The organism is Streptomyces venezuelae (assembly GCF_008642355.1).
Classification (GTDB): Bacteria; Actinomycetota; Actinomycetes; order Streptomycetales; family Streptomycetaceae; genus Streptomyces; species Streptomyces venezuelae_B.
This window is the reverse complement of record NZ_CP029193.1, coordinates 4433084-4449729: the sequence shown is the minus strand read 5'-3', so window position 1 is coordinate 4449729 and position 16646 is coordinate 4433084. Positions and strand designations below refer to the sequence as shown.

General features: G+C 70.8%; 12 protein-coding genes and 1 tRNA gene. 3 read left to right on the top strand and 10 right to left on the bottom strand.

Going from position 1 to position 16646, the window contains the following annotated elements; all coding sequences use genetic code 11:
- Positions 1–202 precede the first annotated feature (202 nt).
- On the top strand, positions 203–1024 hold the full coding sequence (locus tag DEJ47_RS20670; protein ID WP_150170445.1) for a DUF317 domain-containing protein: 822 nt from the start codon (positions 203–205) through the stop codon (positions 1022–1024).
- A 114-nt stretch (positions 1025–1138) separates the two neighbouring features.
- On the opposite strand, the gene DEJ47_RS20665 is transcribed toward DEJ47_RS20670, so the two are convergent.
- The 6 genes from DEJ47_RS20665 to DEJ47_RS20640 form a co-directional block, all read right to left on the bottom strand.
- Positions 1139–1519, bottom strand: a complete 381-nt coding sequence (locus DEJ47_RS20665) for a hypothetical protein (protein ID WP_150170443.1) — start codon at positions 1517–1519, stop codon at positions 1139–1141.
- Positions 1520–1831: 312 nt separating this feature from the next.
- Positions 1832–3538 (bottom strand): relaxase/mobilization nuclease domain-containing protein, encoded by a 1707-nt coding sequence (locus DEJ47_RS20660; protein ID WP_150170441.1) that lies wholly within the window; start codon positions 3536–3538, stop codon positions 1832–1834.
- The gene (locus DEJ47_RS20655) at positions 3538–4185 is read right to left on the bottom strand and encodes a plasmid mobilization relaxosome protein MobC (protein WP_223828425.1); all 648 of its coding nucleotides are present in this window, start codon (positions 4183–4185) and stop codon (positions 3538–3540) included. The genes DEJ47_RS20660 and DEJ47_RS20655 overlap by 1 nt, the downstream gene beginning before the upstream one ends.
- 358 nt (positions 4186–4543) lie before the next feature.
- Positions 4544–5344, bottom strand: coding sequence for a DUF2637 domain-containing protein (locus DEJ47_RS20650; RefSeq protein WP_150170439.1), 801 nt, complete (start codon positions 5342–5344; stop codon positions 4544–4546).
- A 550-nt stretch (positions 5345–5894) separates the two neighbouring features.
- Entirely contained in the window at positions 5895–7166 is a 1272-nt protein-coding gene (locus DEJ47_RS20645; protein WP_150170436.1) for a DUF3631 domain-containing protein, read from the bottom strand.
- 227 nt (positions 7167–7393) lie between these two features.
- Complete coding sequence (locus tag DEJ47_RS20640; RefSeq protein WP_190415481.1) at positions 7394–7624, bottom strand: hypothetical protein; 231 nt, start codon at positions 7622–7624, stop codon at positions 7394–7396.
- A gap of 95 nt (positions 7625–7719) precedes the next feature.
- On the opposite strand from DEJ47_RS20640, the gene DEJ47_RS20635 reads away from it, so the two are divergent.
- Both DEJ47_RS20635 and DEJ47_RS20630 read left to right on the top strand, forming a co-directional pair.
- Positions 7720–8406 (top strand): helix-turn-helix domain-containing protein, encoded by a 687-nt coding sequence (locus tag DEJ47_RS20635; protein ID WP_150170434.1) that lies wholly within the window; start codon positions 7720–7722, stop codon positions 8404–8406.
- The gene (locus DEJ47_RS20630; protein ID WP_150170432.1) at positions 8403–10004 is read left to right on the top strand and encodes a tyrosine-type recombinase/integrase; all 1602 of its coding nucleotides are present in this window, start codon (positions 8403–8405) and stop codon (positions 10002–10004) included. The genes DEJ47_RS20635 and DEJ47_RS20630 overlap by 4 nt, the downstream gene beginning before the upstream one ends.
- 128 nt (positions 10005–10132) lie before the next feature.
- Here the strand turns inward: DEJ47_RS20630 and DEJ47_RS20625 are convergent.
- From DEJ47_RS20625 to tmk, 4 genes are all read right to left on the bottom strand, one after another.
- Positions 10133–10206, bottom strand: a tRNA-Thr gene (locus DEJ47_RS20625).
- An 84-nt stretch (positions 10207–10290) separates the two neighbouring features.
- Positions 10291–11898 carry an alpha/beta hydrolase gene (locus tag DEJ47_RS20620; RefSeq protein WP_150170430.1) on the bottom strand — a complete coding sequence of 536 codons (1608 nt, stop codon included), beginning with the start codon at positions 11896–11898 and terminating at the stop codon, positions 10291–10293.
- A gap of 94 nt (positions 11899–11992) precedes the next feature.
- Complete coding sequence (locus DEJ47_RS20615; protein ID WP_150170428.1) at positions 11993–13198, bottom strand: DNA polymerase III subunit delta'; 1206 nt, start codon at positions 13196–13198, stop codon at positions 11993–11995.
- A gap of 196 nt (positions 13199–13394) precedes the next feature.
- Entirely contained in the window at positions 13395–16646 is a 3252-nt protein-coding gene (tmk, locus tag DEJ47_RS20610; RefSeq protein WP_150170426.1) for a dTMP kinase, read from the bottom strand.

Genomic DNA, 16646 nt, shown 5'->3' with positions numbered 1-16646 from the left:
GGGGTAGCGACCGGGCCGCATCGCCGCATGTGCTATCCGTGGGACTGGAGTTCGCCCGGGGCAGACAGGAACGCACCGGAAAGGGCTGGCCACGGTGGGCAGTGCATGTCAACGTAGACGACCTTCCCGAAGATCCCACGGCAAGGCAACACGATTCGGAGTAAGACGAGGATGGCTCCGGTCAGTACTGAACCCCATGCTCTTGGAGGCGCTCCTGAACCCGCACTTCCCGCTCGACCCGTCCCTTCCGCGCGGCGCCTTGTCCGCGTACTGGGTCGGCCCCCGGCACCTGGCCGGCGACGACGGGCGTCTCTACGACGCCGTCGCAGACACTCTCGCCGGCCTTGGCTGGACGAGCCTGACGATCGCCCGCGGGCGGCGCGAGCTCGACGAGCCGCTGGAGGACAGGGAGGTGTTGCGCAGCACCGTCCTCCACATCAGCCCTGATGCCCTCCGGTGGGCCCAGTGGGTGCTGCCGGACGAGCCATTTCAACTCGGTGGGCTGCCGATAGCCTGGCAGGTTTCCGCCCGCTCCGACGCGAGCAGTCCGCTCGCCGAATGGTCCGCCTACTTCACCGCCGGCATCCCGGGTGAGGTCCTCACCGACTTCCTTCTCGCGTTCGATGAATGCGGCCACCCCACCGCCGCGTTGACCGGTCCCGAGGTGGTTCTCGATGCGGTCACCACGCAGGGCTGGCTCCGCGACGCCGACGAGCCTCACTCGACGGCGATGCATGCCACCTTCACCTCCCGCCTCAGCTTCGGCGAGGTCCCGCCCCTCATCCAGGACGCCGACCCCCGCGCCCTGACCACCGAGCCGGATGAGACAGGGCCGTTCGGATGGCAGGCGTGGGCTGAGCCGGCGATGGGCGCCCCGTATGTGTGGGCTGCGTCGTTCGGTGCCAGCGTGCCGCACAACCTCGTCGCCGCATTCGCGGCGTCACTCAGCTCTAACGCACCGGTGCTGCGCCGGGTTCTACCGGAGAGCACGCGGGACCGGCTCTTGCGCGCCCCGGCCATCTGAGACCGGCTCCACGTTCTGAAGCCGGGCCTCCCATTCGGGAGGCCCGGCTTCAGCGTTGCTGTGCTCTGGCGTCTCTCACACGTCACCCCTGTCATTGAGTGACGCTGGCCTTCATTAGAAGGTGTAGGGGGTGAAGGGACGAATCGGTTCGGCGATGAGGCGGAGCAGTCGATCGAACTCGGTCCGGTCGTGCTCGTTCATGAGTCGAACGGCGTTGCCGAGGTTCTTCGCGGTGAGCTGCTCCATGAACGGGGCGAGGAAGCGCTGCAGAGTCTCCGGTGCTTCGTCCACCGTGCGCAGGTACTCCCGGTACCGCGCGAGCTGTTCGCTCACCTCTCCGAGCTCGACGCGGGTGGCCCTGAAGACGAGGGCCTGCTCCTCCTTACTGAACGGGCGTCCGTCGCGATGGGTCCAGGTGTTGGTGTCAGGCCGGTACTTGAAGTCTGCGTCGCAGAGCAGGGCGACGATCTCGGGGCGGGCTGTGGTCGTGGGCATACGGGTGCTCCTCACAGGAGTCGGGCGGGTGGAGGCACCAATGGTCCGGAGGATCGCCGGTTTGCCCAACCGGCGATCGTCGGCTATGTTTCGCCCGCTTCGAGCCGATGAGCCTCCCCCGTCGCGAGGTCGAGGCCGCCTGAAGCGCCCCGTCTCATTTGCCCCCTTACGGATGATGCCGTCGGCAGACCGCAGGTCTCCCGTGATGGGCGGGCCTCGTAAAGAGCGGGGCCTCCCCACGACTGCGGGCTCTGACCTCTCCTATGGGAGGTCAGAGCCCGCAGTGGGTTGGCGACGTTCCGCGTGCGGCGGTCAGCGACGACTGTGTCCCCGTGTCGTGGCTGGCTGCGGCGCAGGGAGTGGCTGAACCTGGGCAGTGAGGTCCGTTCGGGCGCCTGTGACCGTCCGGTATTGGGCGGCTCGTGCTCGGCCGCCAGGGGTGGGGTGCTGGGTGAGGCGTTGGACGCGCCAGGTGAGGGCGCGTGCCGGGGAGCGGGCGTCGTCCAGTGGCCGCTGGTCGACTGCCTGCTTCAGTAGCGTGGCGGGTTCGTGTCCAGCCGCTTCGGCGTCGACGAGGGCGGTGGCGAGTGCCGCCCAGGCGTGGTCGTCGAGGACCTGCTGGGCGTGTGCGGGTACGGCCTCGTAGACGAAGGCGACGAGCCGTTCGACCGTGGGGGCCGGCGGCTTGCGATGGACGAGGGCGGCCAGCGGGACCGCGGCGGCTTGGTCGTAGGCGGCCTGCAGGTGCACCAGCGCTTGGCGGGCGGCGATGACCTGCTGGTCGTGCTGGCGGAGCCGATGCCAGCGTCCGGCAGCGATGACCGCCAGGATTGCCACGTCGAGGAACATGGCCAGCAGGGCACCGTCGCGCGGTGCCGGCTGGCTGCGCATGGCCCGGATGGCGCCGCGCAGGGCGCGGGCGTGCTCATGCTCGGCCCGGATGCGGGAGCGGGTGGCACGTGCGAAGGCGGCGGCGGCCTCATGTAGGTGGGGCCGGATTTCCTTGGGGGCCAGGAGGGGCAGGGCGTCGAGGGCTTCGCCGAAGGCGGCGATGTGGGCCTGGGCGACTGCGTCGTTGCCCTGGTCGAGGCGGTCGGGGATGTGCTCGGTGGCGGCGATCGCCTGGTGCCATGTATTGGGTTGGTGTTGCCCCGCCGTCTGGGTGGGCTGGTCGGTGGCGGTGAGGCGGTCGCGGATCTGGGGGAAGGACAGGTCGGGGGCGAGCTTGGAGCCGGAGTACCAGATGGGCTCGCCAGCGGCGTTGGTGTCGCTTTCGATGGCGATCTTGTATCCGCGGATGTCGCCGGAGGGGAAGCGCTGGATCTCGATTAGGACGCTGTCGGTGGCGGCGAGGATGCCGAGGAACTCCTCGGTGCTGGTGGCGACCGAGACCGCGGTGCGGACAGTGAAGCGCAGGCGTTCGCGAGCGGTCATCTCGTGGCCGGCTCGCTGGGCCTTCTCCTTCTCGGCGCGGGTGGGCCGCTTGGCGGCGGTGCGGTCGCCACGTACGACCTGCTGGAGGCCGTACTCCTTCTCGATGGCGACGAGTTCCTTGTCGGCGGTCAGGTAGTCGTTCCAGTGGCGGGCTGGGCGGAGGTCGCCTCGGACCTTTGTGGCGGCGATGTGGATGTGGTCGTCGGCGTGCCGGACGGCAACCCAGCGGCACCCGTCAGGGTCCCCCTCGGGGGCGATGCCGGTGGCCGCCACTATGCGGCGGGCGATGTCGGCCCACTCCTCGTCGCTGAGGTGGCGGTCGGTCTCAGCGGCGCGGATGGAGCAGTGCCACACGTGCCGCTCGGGCGCACGGCCGAGGCGCCTGGCCTGCTTCACGTGCAGGTCGAGGTCCTCCACGAGGAGCTTCTTTGTGGCGGCGGGGTCGTCCGTGCGGCCGGGGTCGGGTGCAAAGCCGTCGAAGGAAGCGACCAGGTGCGGGTCGGTGTGCTCGTTGGCCCGGCCGGGGCCGTACAGGTAGCGGATGAGGCCGGCGGTGTCCTTGCCACTGCTGATCTTCGCGATCATCAGGCCGCCTTGCTGGTGACGGCCTGGTTGGCGGCAGCCGCGATGTGGCTGACGGCCGTGCCCACCGCGGCCAGGGTGCGTTCGGCCTGGACCACGATGGTGGTGTCCCCAGGGTGTGGATGGCCGCCGGAGTTTAGCTTCTTGGCGACCTGGTTGACGAGGTGGCCGATCTTGGCGACCCGCTGGCGCAGGGCGGTCAGCTCATCGATGTAGTCATCGAGCGGGGTGCGCTGGCCGGGCAGGGTGAGGTCGCCGTGGACGTGGGCCATGACGACAGCGCCGACGTAGTGGGCGCCGGCGATGTTCAGCGACCGGGCCTTGGCGAGGATCTCGGTTTTCTCGTCGACGCTGTAGCGCACGTCGACACGCTCTTTGCGCTGCTCGTCTTTGCGCTTGCGGCGGCGGGCGGCACGACGCAGCGCGGCGGCGTCGGCGGCACGCGGCAGCGGCACGGCGGCGTCGGTGGCGTCGGTGGGCTTCTCCTGCTCGGGCACCCCCTGGTGCCCGAGAGCCTCCGCCACCCCCGGGGCGGAGGCATCTGCGTTGGACCGGCCCTTGGACGGTCCAACGCCATACCTTGCTGCGCTGGTGGCGGTGGTGGTCATCTCCTGCTGGCCGGTGCGGGGTTCGTCTTGCTGGTGGTGCATGTGCGCGTTCTCCATGGCGTGTTCTGGCGGGGTAGCTGGCTAGCGAAGGGCATCAATTTGCGCTCGGGGTTGGGGACCGTGAGCTGGTCCCAGGCAGCGATGGCAGGTGGCGGGGCCGGTCCGGAGGCTTTCCGGACCGGCGCCGCGACACGAGTCCCGAGCACTGTCGCTCGTGGCTATATCCGCGATCGGGTTGACCGGATCTGTGGGGCGGACCCAGGGCCCGACTCTTGGGGTGGTCCGCTGACCATTTCTGGCGCCGGTCACTGCAGTTGCTCTGCAGTTCCGTCCGGCCCACCGGCTTCGGTGCCGATACCGCCCTGATCTATAAGGGGCTGTGACCTGCGGACACTTCCGGTCAGCGCCTGTCGGCGGTTCCGGTCGTACCCGCCGGCTGCGGGCGCAGGGCGGTCATGACCTGGGTGAGCCGGTCTTGTCCGATGCTGTGTCCGGCGGCGCGGATGGTCTTGCGGACCGCCTCGCGGGTGGGGGTTTCGTCCGCTGTGAACAGCGGCCGTGCGATATCGACCAGCTCGTCGAGGTTGGTGGCCGGTCGGCCGACGCGACGGGGACGTTTCGCTTCGCCGTGGTCATCGGGCGCTTCGAGCTCAGCCCGAACCTCGCCGTCGTCCTCGTCCTGCTCGTCTCGCACGGACTCCGTCCGAGACTCCTCGGCTGCTGGAGGCTCGGCCTCGGCTCGCTCGGTGCCTGGCATGGGGGCACCGCCTCCAGGGGTGGGCTCGGCGACGAGCTGGTGGATCTGTCGCATCAGAACGCCGAAGGCCAGCAGCGCGGCGGTCGGGGGTACGGCGGCGACCACGTAGTCGAGGAGCGGCACGGTGTCTGCTTGGCGCGTGCCGTAGACCCCGGCCACGTTGAGCACGATGGACCCGACCGATCCGGTGGCCGTGAGAGCGATGGCCCATCCGTCGGTGACCCGGCGCAGGCCCGCGCGGAGCATCAATAGTTCGCCCGCGACGATGAACGCGTCCAAGGTCGCAGGCCAGGCCCACTGGCGGGCTGGGGACCGGCCCAGACCGTGCTGCCCTGCGACCTCGGCGAGGTGTGCGTAGGAGAGCCAGAATCCGCCGGCGGTGAGGGCGACGATGACCGCTCCGGCAGCGGCAAGCGCGTACCGTTCGGCAGCCTCCTTGGTCATCACTTGCCGCCGTTCGCGGGGAGGTGCTTCGTCATCGTCTGCACGATGGCTCGGCTGTGGTCTGGCTGCGGCGGGGGTGGGTATCGCGGGGGTGACCATGGCGATGGTGGGGCTCCTGCGGTGTGTGCGAGGGGGGTGTTGGCGTAGTCCGTCTTTGCCGTCTTGGCCGTTGCAAGCGCAGGTCAGGGCCGGTACGGCAACCGCGTCGGTTGCCGTCTTAGCGGCGCGCTCTCGCGTTTCCGCCTGCGGCGGGCGCCGGACCAGGGCGTGCCTGGTGCCGGTGCCCGCCCTCACGTGTGGGTCAGGGCTGGGACGTTGCCGTTCCGTGTGCCGTCCCGGCTGGAAGGGCTGTGACCTGCGGTGATACGGCGGGGACGTCCAGGACGGCACAAGACGGATGCGGGCGGTGTCCTGACCGGCGGTCGTGCGGCGTTCTTGATCGCGTTGCCGTCTTGACCCCCGGTTGCCGTCTTGCGCGCATGGGCGTTGACCTGCGCTTTTACGGCAGGGACGGCAAGGACGGCAACCGGGGGATGCGGGCCCGGGGGCGCTAGCTGGCTGTGGGGTCGGCGCCGACCGGGTGAACGGTCGGGCAGTAGCGCCGCCATGCGTCGAGGAACTTGTTGCGCGTGTAGCCCTTGCGCTGGGTTCCGTCGGCGAGGCGGACGTTGCTGGGCCGGATGTCGAACTCCCGCAGTATGCGGCCGAGCTCACGCGGGCTCAGGCCGCTTCGCCCCCACTCTGCCCAGGGACTCTCCGGGTCCAGGCGCAGCTGATGGAGCAGTTCCTCGGTGGGGAGACTGTCGGCCTCGCGCTGGGCGACGAAGACGCGGCGGATGTCGGCGAGGATCCGCGCTCCGCTGGGGTGGTCCTCTTCCGCCGCCACTTCGGCAGCCACCATTCGCGCGCAAGCGGCGCGCGCGAGCCGGGGCCAGGGGCCGGCGGCGAGGTCGGCGACGATCACGAGCGGCTCCCAGGTGTCGGCGGCGCGGTCCTCCACCGGCATCTCCGGTTCCAGGTCGGCTGCCTCGTCGAGCAGCGGCCTCGCCCACGCGGCGATCCGGTCGCGCAGGTCGTGCAGGGCCGGGGTGTCGCGGCGGGAGCGGAAGGGCTTGACGCTCTCGCCCTCCGCTCGGCGGCGCATGCGGATGACCACCGACCGGTCCATGATCGTGTCGGGCAGGTCGCCGATCCCGGCCAGGGCGGCCATGGCGAAGGTGGCGAACTTGTGGGGCGTGTGGTCGTTGCCGACCACGCGGGTGACGAACCGGTTGCGCTGGTGACCTGCGTTGAGCAGGCCGCGCATCTCCTCGTTTTTCTCCGCCATCTTCGGGGTGCCGAAGATGGTGTCCGCCTCGTCCACCAGCAGGGTGGGCGGCTCGTCGCTGATCGAGCGGAAGACCGCCGCCGGCGTGGTGTTGATGGTGAGCATCGGCTCGTGGACCGTCTCGGTGAGTACGTCCAGGAGCCGCGACTTGCCGCACCGCTTCGCCGGTCCCACCACTGCCAGGCGCGGGGCGTGCTGCCACGCGGGTTGCAGATGCGTCGCCGCCACCCACAGCGTGACCGCGTCCAGCGCCTGCTCGGAGGGCAGGATCACGAACCGCGCTATCTGGGCACGCAGTTCATCCAGCAGCCCAGAGCCGTACGTCGGCTCCGGATCCGGCACCACTTCCTCGGCGGGCTGATTCGCCGGGGCCAGCGCCCTGTCGTCGGCCGGTTCTGTGGCTTCGGGTAGGCGGCGCGGCTGGCCGGGTGCGGCTGCCGTTGGCCATACCGCTTTGCTGGGTGCGGAATAGGGCTCGGGTGTCGTAGGTTGCACAGGGCAGCTCCTCATCCGGTGATCTCGGGCATGCAGGCCCGGGTCACGCAGGTCGTTCGTTGGAATGCGGGCAGTGGAGTGTGTTGAGCCTCCGGCGTTGGTGCGCCGGGGGCTCTCTCGCTTCCTTGGCCATCGCGAGGGAACACGGACAGTACGTCCACGCCTGGCAACAGTCCAGCGTTTCTGTGTCAGCTCCGCGCAGAATCGTCTGCTACGCGCACGCGCGGTCATGCTGCCAGGCCGAGCAGGTCCAGCAGGTCGGCGGTCACCACCCGGTACGCCTTGCCCAGCCGCAGGACCTTGCACGGGTACTCGCCGCGCTTGGCCAGGGCGTAGCCCTTACTCCGCCCCAGGCCCAGGGCTCGGTTGCCAGTGTCCAGGTCAACGGCGGCGGGCAGGGCCAGCAGCTCCTCCCGCGTCATGCCCTTCGACTGCTCGACCGACTCGGTGTTGCGCATCCGGTGCTCCGTTCATGACTGAGCCCTCGGCGAACGCGTCATCACGTCCGGCTCCAGGCCCTCACTAACCAGCATCGCCAAGCTAATGTGTCTCTATGACACAACACGGTTTCGATCCTGGAGATGACGAGGACGACGTCCCTGAGTGGGCGGACCAGGTCTTGGCCACCGTGGCCGCCGAGGTCCGCAGAAGGAGGAAGGAGCTGCGCATGAGCGCCCAGGACTTGGCCGACAGGTGTGAGGAGATCGGCTATCCGATCCCGCGCAACGTGATCGCCAACATGGAGTCCGGCCGGCGCTCCACGATTCCCCTGGTCGAGGTCATGGTCCTGGCCGAAGCCCTGCGCACCTACCCGATCTGCCTGCTCTACCCCGTCGGCTACGTCGACCGCGTCCAGCGGCTTCCGCTCCGCGACCCAGAACCGGCCTGGGAGGCCATGCGCTGGTTCACCGGCGACATGGAGAGCTTCGACGTCGAGGACGAGATGCTCCGCGCCTTCCGTGCCCACGCCAGCCACGAACGCGCCGCTCTGGCCGCCCTGAAAGGCGAGAAGCACGAGCGCTGGAAGGTTGAGACGGCTCCCAACCAGGCCGAACGCGAGGAAGCCGCCCATGCCCGGGACGACTACGCCGAAAGGGCCGAGAGGGCCAAGTACCGGCTTCGCAGCGCCCGCGCCTTCATCCGCGACGGCGGCGGCACACCACCACTTCTGCCGCCCGAACTTGCCGACGCCGACCCACACGGCACCTACCCCAGCACCACCGAGGAGAACGGCCTTTGAAGGGCTCCACCCACCGCCGCTGCTACTGCCGCGACCCCAAGACCGGCAGGCCGCTCGGCAAGTCCTGCCCCAAGCTCACCAGCCGCAAGCACGGCTCGTACTCCATACGCCAGGAACTCCCGCCCCGCGAAGACGGCACCCGCCGCTCCTTCAGCCGCGCCGGCTACGAGAGCCTCAAGGCCGCCCAGGCCGACCTCGACCATGTCAGGTCCCTACTGGCCCTCACCGACTCCGATGACCCGGAGGGCATGGAGCTGATCGCGGCCATGCTGGAGGAGGTCGGTGACGAGAAGGCGCCGCTGCCTGATGTGGAGGAGACGCGGCGGCGTCTGAGGTCCGGTCAGGACCTCATCGGCCGTCTGACCGTCGAGGAATGGCTCGACCAGTGGCTCGCCGGGAAGCGCATCCGCAAGTCGGGGCTGAGCCGGTACGAGACCGATGTCCGCGTCCACCTCAAGCCACGCATCGGGCATCACCGTCTCGACCGTCTCCGCGTGAGCCACCTCAGCGACATGTTCACGGCCATCGCGGATGCCAACGCCGAGATCCTGGAGCAGAACGCCCAGCGACGTGCGGCAGTGGATGAGTTGGCAACTGTCCCGTGGAAGGGCCCGGACAACCGTGCCCGCCGTAAGGCGATGAAGGCGGCGATCGAGGCTATGCCGCCGTTCCGGCGCGTGACCGGGCCCGCGACCAGGCTGCACATCAAGGCCACCCTCCGGGCCGCGCTGAACGACGCGATCGGCCAGCAGATCCTCATCTTCAACCCGGCGGCGCACGTCGAACTCGACCCCGTGCGCAAGCCCAAGGCTCTGGTGTGGACGGACGAGCGGGTGGCCAGGTGGCGCAGGACCGGCGAGAAGCCCTCACCGGTCATGGTCTGGACGCCAGAACAGACCGGCGCCTTCCTCGACTTCGTCGCCGAGGACCGGCTGTACGCGATGTGGCACCTGATCGCTTTTCGTGGTCTGCGGCGAGGCGAGGCGTGTGGGCAGCCGTGGTCGGAGACCAATCTCGACACCCATTCCCTCACCGTCTCCTCCCAGCTCGTACAGGACGGGTGGGATGTCGAGACGTCCGAGCCGAAGACGGACAGCGGCTTCCGCGTGGTCGCGCTCGACGACGACACCGTCGGGGTCCTGAAGCGACACCGCGAACGCCAGGACGCGGCACGTGAGGAGTGGGGATCGGCTTGGGTGGAAACCGGCATGGTCTTCACCCAGGAAGACGGCTCCTGGCTTCACCCCGGCAAGGTGACCGACCTCTTCGAACGGCTCGTCGTCGCATCGGGTCTTCCTCCGGTCCGGCTGCATGATCTGCGCCACGGAGCGGCGACGTTGATGCTCGCCGCCGGCGTCGACGTGAAGGTCGTTTCCGACACCCTCGGGCACAGCGACACCCGGATCACGCGGGACATCTACCAGAGCGTCCTGCCCCAAGTAGGCAAGAGCGCCGCCGAGGCCACCGCCAAGCTGGTCCCCCTCCAGCGGAAGACCGAGGCGGAGAAGGCCCGCAAGGCCGCCAAGAAGGCGAAGGACGAAGCGAAAGCCCAGGCCAAGGCCAAGAAGAAGGCCAAGCGGAAGAAGCCCAAGAAGTAGTGCACCAGGCGGCTCCGCTCACGCATCGCTCACGCAAGCAAATCCATGATGCTTCGGCCGTGTGACGCGTCATGCCCCGAGCAACAGAAAAGGCCAGGTCAGCTGGTATCTGACCTGGCCTTTCTCTGAGCCGCCTTCGGGATTCGAACCCGAGACCTACGCATTACGAGTGCGTTGCTCTGGCCATCTGAGCTAAGGCGGCGCGCCGTCCGCACCATCGTGCGATCAGCAACGCGGCCAAGTCTACACAGTTTTTCGGGGTGGTCCGCACACCCCCCGCGTAGGGCTATGAGCAGCGCTTTCCGTCCTCGGGGACGGTCCCCTCAAGGAGGTAGGCGTTGATCGTCGAGTCGACGCACTCGCTGCCGCGGCCGTACGCCGTGTGGCCGTCGCCCTCGTAGGTGAGGAGGCGGCCGGAGGAGAGCTGGGAGGCGAGGGCCTTGGCCCAGCGGTAGGGGGTCGCCGGGTCGCGGGTCGTGCCGGCGACCAGGATCGGCGCCGCGCCCTTCGCCTCGATGCGGTGGGCCTCGCCCGTGGCGCGGACCGGCCAGTACGCGCAGTTCAGCGAGGACCATGCCAGGCCCTCGCCGAAGACCGGGGACGCCTCGCGGAAGGAGGCGACGCCCTTGCGCACCTCCGCGGGGGAGGCGAACGCGGGCGGGAGGTCCAGGCAGTTCACGGCCGCGTTCGCGAACATCAGGTTCGCGTACTTCCCGTCGCCGTCCCGCTCGTAGTAGCCGTCGGAGAGGGCGAGCAGGCCCGAGCCGTCCTTGTTCTTCATCGCCGAGGTGAGCGCGTCCCGCAGCTGGGGCCAGCCCGCCTCGTCGTACATCGCCGCGATCACGCCCGTCGTGGCGAGCGCCTCGCCGAGCCGCCGGCCGCCGCTCCCCCCGACGAGCAGCGGCTGCCGGTCAAGCTCGCCGAAGAACGCCTTGAGGCGCTTTCCCGCGTCCTCGGGGCTGCCCGCGCCCAGGGGGCACTCCTCGCCTTTCGTCGCGCAGTCCTTCGCGAAGGACCGGAACGCCGTCTCGAACCCGGCGGTCTGGTCGCGGTTCATGCGGCGCGCGGGCAGCGACGGGTCCATCGCGCCGTCCAGGACAAGACGGCCCACGCGCTCCGGGTACAGCTCGGCGTACGTCGCGCCGAGGAACGTCCCGTACGAGGCACCCACGTAGGTCAGCTTGTCGTCGCCGAGGACCGACCGCAGGACGTCCATGTCGCGGGCCGTCTCGACCGTGGAGACATGCGGCAGGACCTTCGCCGACCGCTCCTCACAACCGGACGCGAACGACTGGAAGGCGGTGCGCAGCGCGTCGGCCTCGCGACGGTCGTCCGGCGTGACGTCGGTCTGCGTCCACGCGTCCATGCGCTCGCCCTCGAGGCACGTCACGGGCTCGCTGCGGGCGACGCCGCGCGGGTCGACGGCCACCATGTCGTAGCGGGCCCGGACCGACGCGGGGTAGCCGAGGGCCGCGTACGACTGGAGGTATCCGATCGCCGAGCCGCCGGGGCCGCCCGGGTTGACCAGGAGTGAGCCGAGGCGGCCCTTCTTCTTCGTGGCCTGCTTGCGTGAGACCGCCAGCCGGATGTCGCCCGCCGCGGGCTTCGCGTAGTCGAGCGGGACCTTCAGCGACGCGCACTGGAACCCGGGCGCACCGCAGTCGCGCCAGCTCAGCTTCTGCCCGTAGAACGGGGCGAGTTCCGCCGGTGTCGAGCGGGACAGCGACGCCAGGGAGGCATCCGCGGGTGAACTCCCGTTCGAGCAGCCTGAGATGAGCAGCCCCGCCGCCACGAGCAGGATGCCGCCCGTACGGAGCGGGAGCTGACGGCTGCGGAGACGGTTACGGGGGCTACGGCTGCGGCGACCGCCACGACCGCGACTGCTGTTGTCCATCCCGCGAGAGTAACTCTCCGCGCCCGGACGGTCACACAACGCGCTCGTACGAGTGAAGGCGGCAGTCGTCAACCCACAGCCGACGTGCGACCGTTCAGCCCGCCCGCAGCGCCACCGTCATCGCCTCCACCGCGAGCAGCGGCGCCACATTGCGGTCGAGGGCGGTCCGGCAGGCGCTGATCGCCTCGATGCGGCGGAGCGTGGCCTCGGGCGAGGCGGCCAGGGCGAGGCGTTGCAGCATGTCCTGGACCTCCGTGTTGGCGATGGCCACCTGCGAGCCGAGCTGCAGGGCGAGCACGTCTCTGTAGAGCGCGGTCAGGTCGGTGAGCGCGAGGTCGAGGCTGTCGCGCTGCGTACGCGTCCTGCGCCGCTTCTGCTTGTCCTCCAGCTCCTTCATCGCACCGGCCGTACCCCGCGGCATCCGTCCGCCCTGCGCCGCCCCGAGCGCCGCCTTCAGCTCGTCGGTCTCCTTGACGTCGACTTCCTCGGCGACCTGCTTCGCGTCCTCGGTCGCCGTGTCGATGAGTTCCTGCGCGGCCTTCAGACAGCCGCCGATCTCCTCCACCCGCAGCGGCAGCTTCAGGACGGCGTTCCTGCGCTCACGCGCGCGTGGGTCGGTCGCAAGGCGTCGGGCGCGGTCGATGTGCCCCTGGGTGGCGCGTGCCGCGGCCGCCGCCACGTCCGGCTCGATGCCGTCCCTGCGTACGAGCATGTCGGCGACCGCGTCCACGGGAGGCGTACGCAGCGTCAGGTGCCGGCAGCGCGAACGGATCGTCGGCAGCACGTCCTCCAGGGAGGGCGCGCAGAGCAGCCACACGGTGCGCGGGGCGGGCTCTTCGACGGCCTTGAGGAGGACGTTTCCCGCGCCTTCGGTGAGGCGGTCGGCGTCCTCCAGGACGATGACCTGCCACCGGCCGACGGCGGGCGACAGCTGTGCGCGCCGGACGAGTTCGCGGGTCTCCTTCACACCGATGGAGAGCATGTCCGTGCGGACCACTTCCACGTCGGCGTGGGTGCCGATCAGGGCGGTGTGGCAGCCGTCGCAGAACCCGCAGCCCGGGGCGCCGCCGAGCGCGCGGTCCGGGCTGGTGCACTGCAGGGCGGCGGCGAAGGCACGCGCGGCGGTGGCCCGCCCGGAGCCGGGCGGGCCTGTGAACAGCCAGGCGTGCGTCATCTTCGACGACTCCGGCGGCGGTGTGTCCGTCCCGGCGGCGGTCACGAGCGCGTCGGCGTCCCGGGCGGCGGCACCCAGCTGCTCGCTCACCCGCTCCTGCCCCACCAGGTCGTCCCACACGCTCATGGGATCACCGCCTCACGCTGCGCTCTGATGCTGTTCTGCCGAACCGACCCGGACCGGACCGACCTGAACCCGTCCGCCCGACCGACCGGTCCGCCCGACCGATCCGTCCGCCCGAGCGACCGGTCCGCCCAACCGACCGATCTGCCGGACTGCCATTGTGAGGGACGCCTCTGACAATCCGGCCCGGCCGCGGTGCTCAGCGGCCTCGTCGGCCGCCACGCCGCTTCCGTCGGCCGCCGTCGTCGTCACCCGCGTCGTCCTCGTCCTCGTGCGACCCGAGCAGTTCGTCGGCGAGCGACGGCAGGTCGTCCAGCGGCGTCTCCTCGGCCCAGTCGGAGGCCTCGTGCCGGGGCACGCCCCGCTCGTCGACCTGCGGCAGCTCACGCGTCCGGTCGTTGGCGCCGTCGAGCGAGGAAGCGGACCCGGCGGCGGGCCGCTCGTCCCGGAAGTACCCCGGCGGCACCTTGTCCTGCCCCACGGCGGGCAGCACGGCCGTCTCGTCCGCCGCACCCGCGGGCTCGGGCGGCTGCGGCAGCACGGCGGTGTCCTCCGCGCTCGGCCCCTCGGCACCGATCGCGGGCAGCACGGCGGTCTCGTCGGCGGCACCGGCCGGAGGCTGGGGCTTCACCACGGGCGTCGGCACGGTGGTCTCGTTGTCGGGCACGGACGGCGCGGCCGGAGCCTTCTTTTCAGGAGCGGGGGCCTTGTGCTCAGGAGCGGGGGCCTTCTGCTCAGGAGCAGGCGCCTTCTGCTCAGGAGCAGGCGCCTTCTGCTCAGAGGCAGGGCCCGTCTTGGCGGGAGCCGCCGACGTCTTGCGTGCGGGAGCCGCCGGAGCCACCGGAGCCGCAGCCGCCGTAGCCGCGGCCGCGGAAGCCGCCGCGGCCAGCCGCCGCGCCTCCTCCGCCCGAAGCAGCGCCTCCTCGGCCTTCCGCTGCTTCTCGAGCCGCCGCTCCTCCGCCTCGGCGCGCCGCCGCGCCTCTTCCTCGGCCTCGCGCTTGCGCCGCGCCTCTTCGGCCGCCCGCAGCTTCTCCTCGGCGAGGAGCCTGGCCTTCTCCTCCTCGGCCTTGCGCCGTGCCTCCTCGGCACGCTTCCTGGCCTCCTCGGCCTGCCGCTCGGCCTCGCGACGCTGGGCCTCCTCCAGCTCGCGCCGCTTGCGCTCCTCCTCCTCGGCACGGAGCTTGGCGAGCTGCTCCTGGCGCTCGCGCTCCAGACGCTCCTCCTCGGCCTTGCGCGCGGCCTCTTCCTCGGCCTTGCGCCTGGCTTCCTCCTCGGCGGCCTTGCGGGCCTCCTCCTGCGCCTTCACCTCGGCTTCGGAGAGCGGCAGCACGAGGTCGAGCCGGTGCCGGATCACGGTCGTGACCGCCTCCGGCTCCTGGGACGCGTCGACGATCAGGTACCGCCCCGGGTCGGCGGCGGCCAGCGTGAGGAATCCGGAGCGCACACGCGCGTGGAACTCGGCGGGCTCGGACTCCAGGCGGTCGGGCGCCTCCGTGAACCGCTCGCGGGCCGCCTCGGGCGACACGTCGAGCAGGCACGTCAGGTTCGGTACGAGGCCGCCGGTCGCCCAGCGGTTGATGCGGGCGATCTCGGTCGGCGACAGGTCACGTCCCGCGCCCTGGTAGGCGACGGACGAGTCGATGTAGCGGTCGGAGATGACCACGGCGCCGCGTTCGAGGGCGGGGCGCACGACGGTGTCGACGTGCTCCGCGCGGTCGGCTGCGTACAGGAGTGCTTCGGAGCGGTGCGACAGACCGGCCGACGAGACGTCGAGGAGGATCGAGCGCAGCCGCTTGCCGACGGGCGTGGCGCCCGGCTCGCGCGTGACGACGACCTCGTGGCCCTTGGCGCGGATCCACTCGGCGAGCGCCTCGGCCTGCGTGGACTTGCCGGCGCCGTCGCCGCCCTCCAGGGCGATGAAGAAGCCGGTGGCGCAGGGCGCCTGCGCCGGGTCGTCCCCGCCGCGCAGCGCGTCGAGCAGGTCGTGCCGGAGCGGGACGCCCTGCCGGTCGTCGGCCTTGGCCAGGACGAGCGCGGCCACCGGCAGGAGCAGCGCGCCGACCAGCATGAGCGTGAACGCGGCGCCGCCGTGGTCGAAGACGAACTTGCCGTTGACCATGCGGTGCGGCCCGATGAGGGCGGCCACGACGGGGGCGATCAGCGCGCCGAGCGCGAGGGTGAGGCGTACGACCGCGTGGAGGTGTTCCGTCGTACGGGCCCTGCGGTAGTCCTCGACCTCCTGGTCGAGCAGCGCGTGGCCGATGTTCGCGGTGACGCCCGCGCTGACCCCGGAGAGTGCCAGGAGCAGCAGCACGGTCGTCACGTCGGGCACGAGTCCCGCGGCGAGCAGCGCGATGCCGGTGAGGGCGATGGCCAGCGCGAGGAGCCTGCGGCGCGACAGCGTGGGGAGCAGGGACGGCGCGGTGCGGATGCCGACGGCGGTGCCGCCGGTCAGGGCGAGCACGATCAGGCCGTACGTGACGGGTCCGCCGCCGAGGTCCTTGGCGTGCAGCACGGCGACGGCGACGGCCGCCGCGACGGCCCCGGAGACGGCGGCGCAGGCCGCGACGAACAGCGGGATGCCGCCGGTGCGGCCCTTGTCGGTGCCGGTGCCGGTTCGCGGCCTGCGCAGGCCTTCGAGCGGGCTGCGCGCGCGGGGCGTCTGCGTACGGGGAAGTTCGAGGAAGTACAGGATCGACAGGGACGCGGCGAAGAGCCCGGCGGCCACGAAGGAGGTGAGTCCGGCCTGGTGCAGCTCGAACCAGTCGAGACCGGCGCCGAGCAGGTTGCCGATGAGGGTGATGGCGACAAGGGTCGCGGCCGCGAGGGGCAGCGACAGGAATCCCGTACGCAGGGACAGGCGCCGCAGCGCGTCCATGTGGTCCGGCAGCGGCCGTACCGTCGCGCCCTCCAGGGGCGGCGCGGGCAGCAGCGCGGGCGCCGCGCTCTCCTTGGCGACGGTCCAGAAGCGCTCGGCGACGCCGACCACGAAGGACGTCACCAGGATCATCGCGAGGGCGTTGTCCGGGGTCCAGTCGATCCACAGGGGTGCGACGACGAGGAGCGCGGCACGCACTCCGTCGGCGCCGACCATGGTCCAGCGGCGGTCGAGCGGCCCGCCCGGTGAGGTGAGCGAGGTGAGCGGTCCCAGCAGCACCGCTCCGAAGAGCAGCGTCGCGAGGACGCGTGCTCCGAAGACGGCGGTCACGGCGAGGGCGACACCTCGATAGCCGCCCCCGAAGGCGGCTTCGGCGATGGCCGACTGGAGCGCGAGGATCACCAGGACGAGGAGCGCGAGCGCGTCGCCGACACTGCCGACGAGATGGGCGCTCCACAACCTCTTCAGCTGCGGTACGCGCAGCAAGGCGCGGACGGCACGCTCTCGGGAATCTGCGACCAGGGCGTCGTCGGGGGCCGGGTTTCCGGCCGTTGGCTGCTCGGCACGCGTCAT

Excerpts from the sequence above, each read along its gene's own strand:
- DEJ47_RS20665 (WP_150170443.1), bottom strand. The coding sequence starts at position 1,519 with ATGCCCACGACCACAGCCCGCCCCGAGATCGTCGCCCTGCTCTGCGAC.
- DEJ47_RS20660 (WP_150170441.1), bottom strand. The coding sequence starts at position 3,538 with ATGATCGCGAAGATCAGCAGTGGCAAGGACACCGCCGGCCTCATCCGC.
- DEJ47_RS20655 (WP_223828425.1), bottom strand. The coding sequence starts at position 4,185 with ATGCACCACCAGCAAGACGAACCCCGCACCGGCCAGCAGGAGATGACC.
- DEJ47_RS20650 (WP_150170439.1), bottom strand. The coding sequence starts at position 5,344 with ATGACCAAGGAGGCTGCCGAACGGTACGCGCTTGCCGCTGCCGGAGCG.
- DEJ47_RS20640 (WP_190415481.1), bottom strand. The coding sequence starts at position 7,624 with ATGCGCAACACCGAGTCGGTCGAGCAGTCGAAGGGCATGACGCGGGAG.
- DEJ47_RS20635 (WP_150170434.1), top strand. The coding sequence starts at position 7,720 with ATGACACAACACGGTTTCGATCCTGGAGATGACGAGGACGACGTCCCT.
- DEJ47_RS20620 (WP_150170430.1), bottom strand. The coding sequence starts at position 11,898 with ATGGACAACAGCAGTCGCGGTCGTGGCGGTCGCCGCAGCCGTAGCCCC.
- DEJ47_RS20615 (WP_150170428.1), bottom strand. The coding sequence starts at position 13,198 with ATGAGCGTGTGGGACGACCTGGTGGGGCAGGAGCGGGTGAGCGAGCAG.
- tmk (WP_150170426.1), bottom strand. The coding sequence starts at position 16,646 with ATGACGCGTGCCGAGCAGCCAACGGCCGGAAACCCGGCCCCCGACGAC.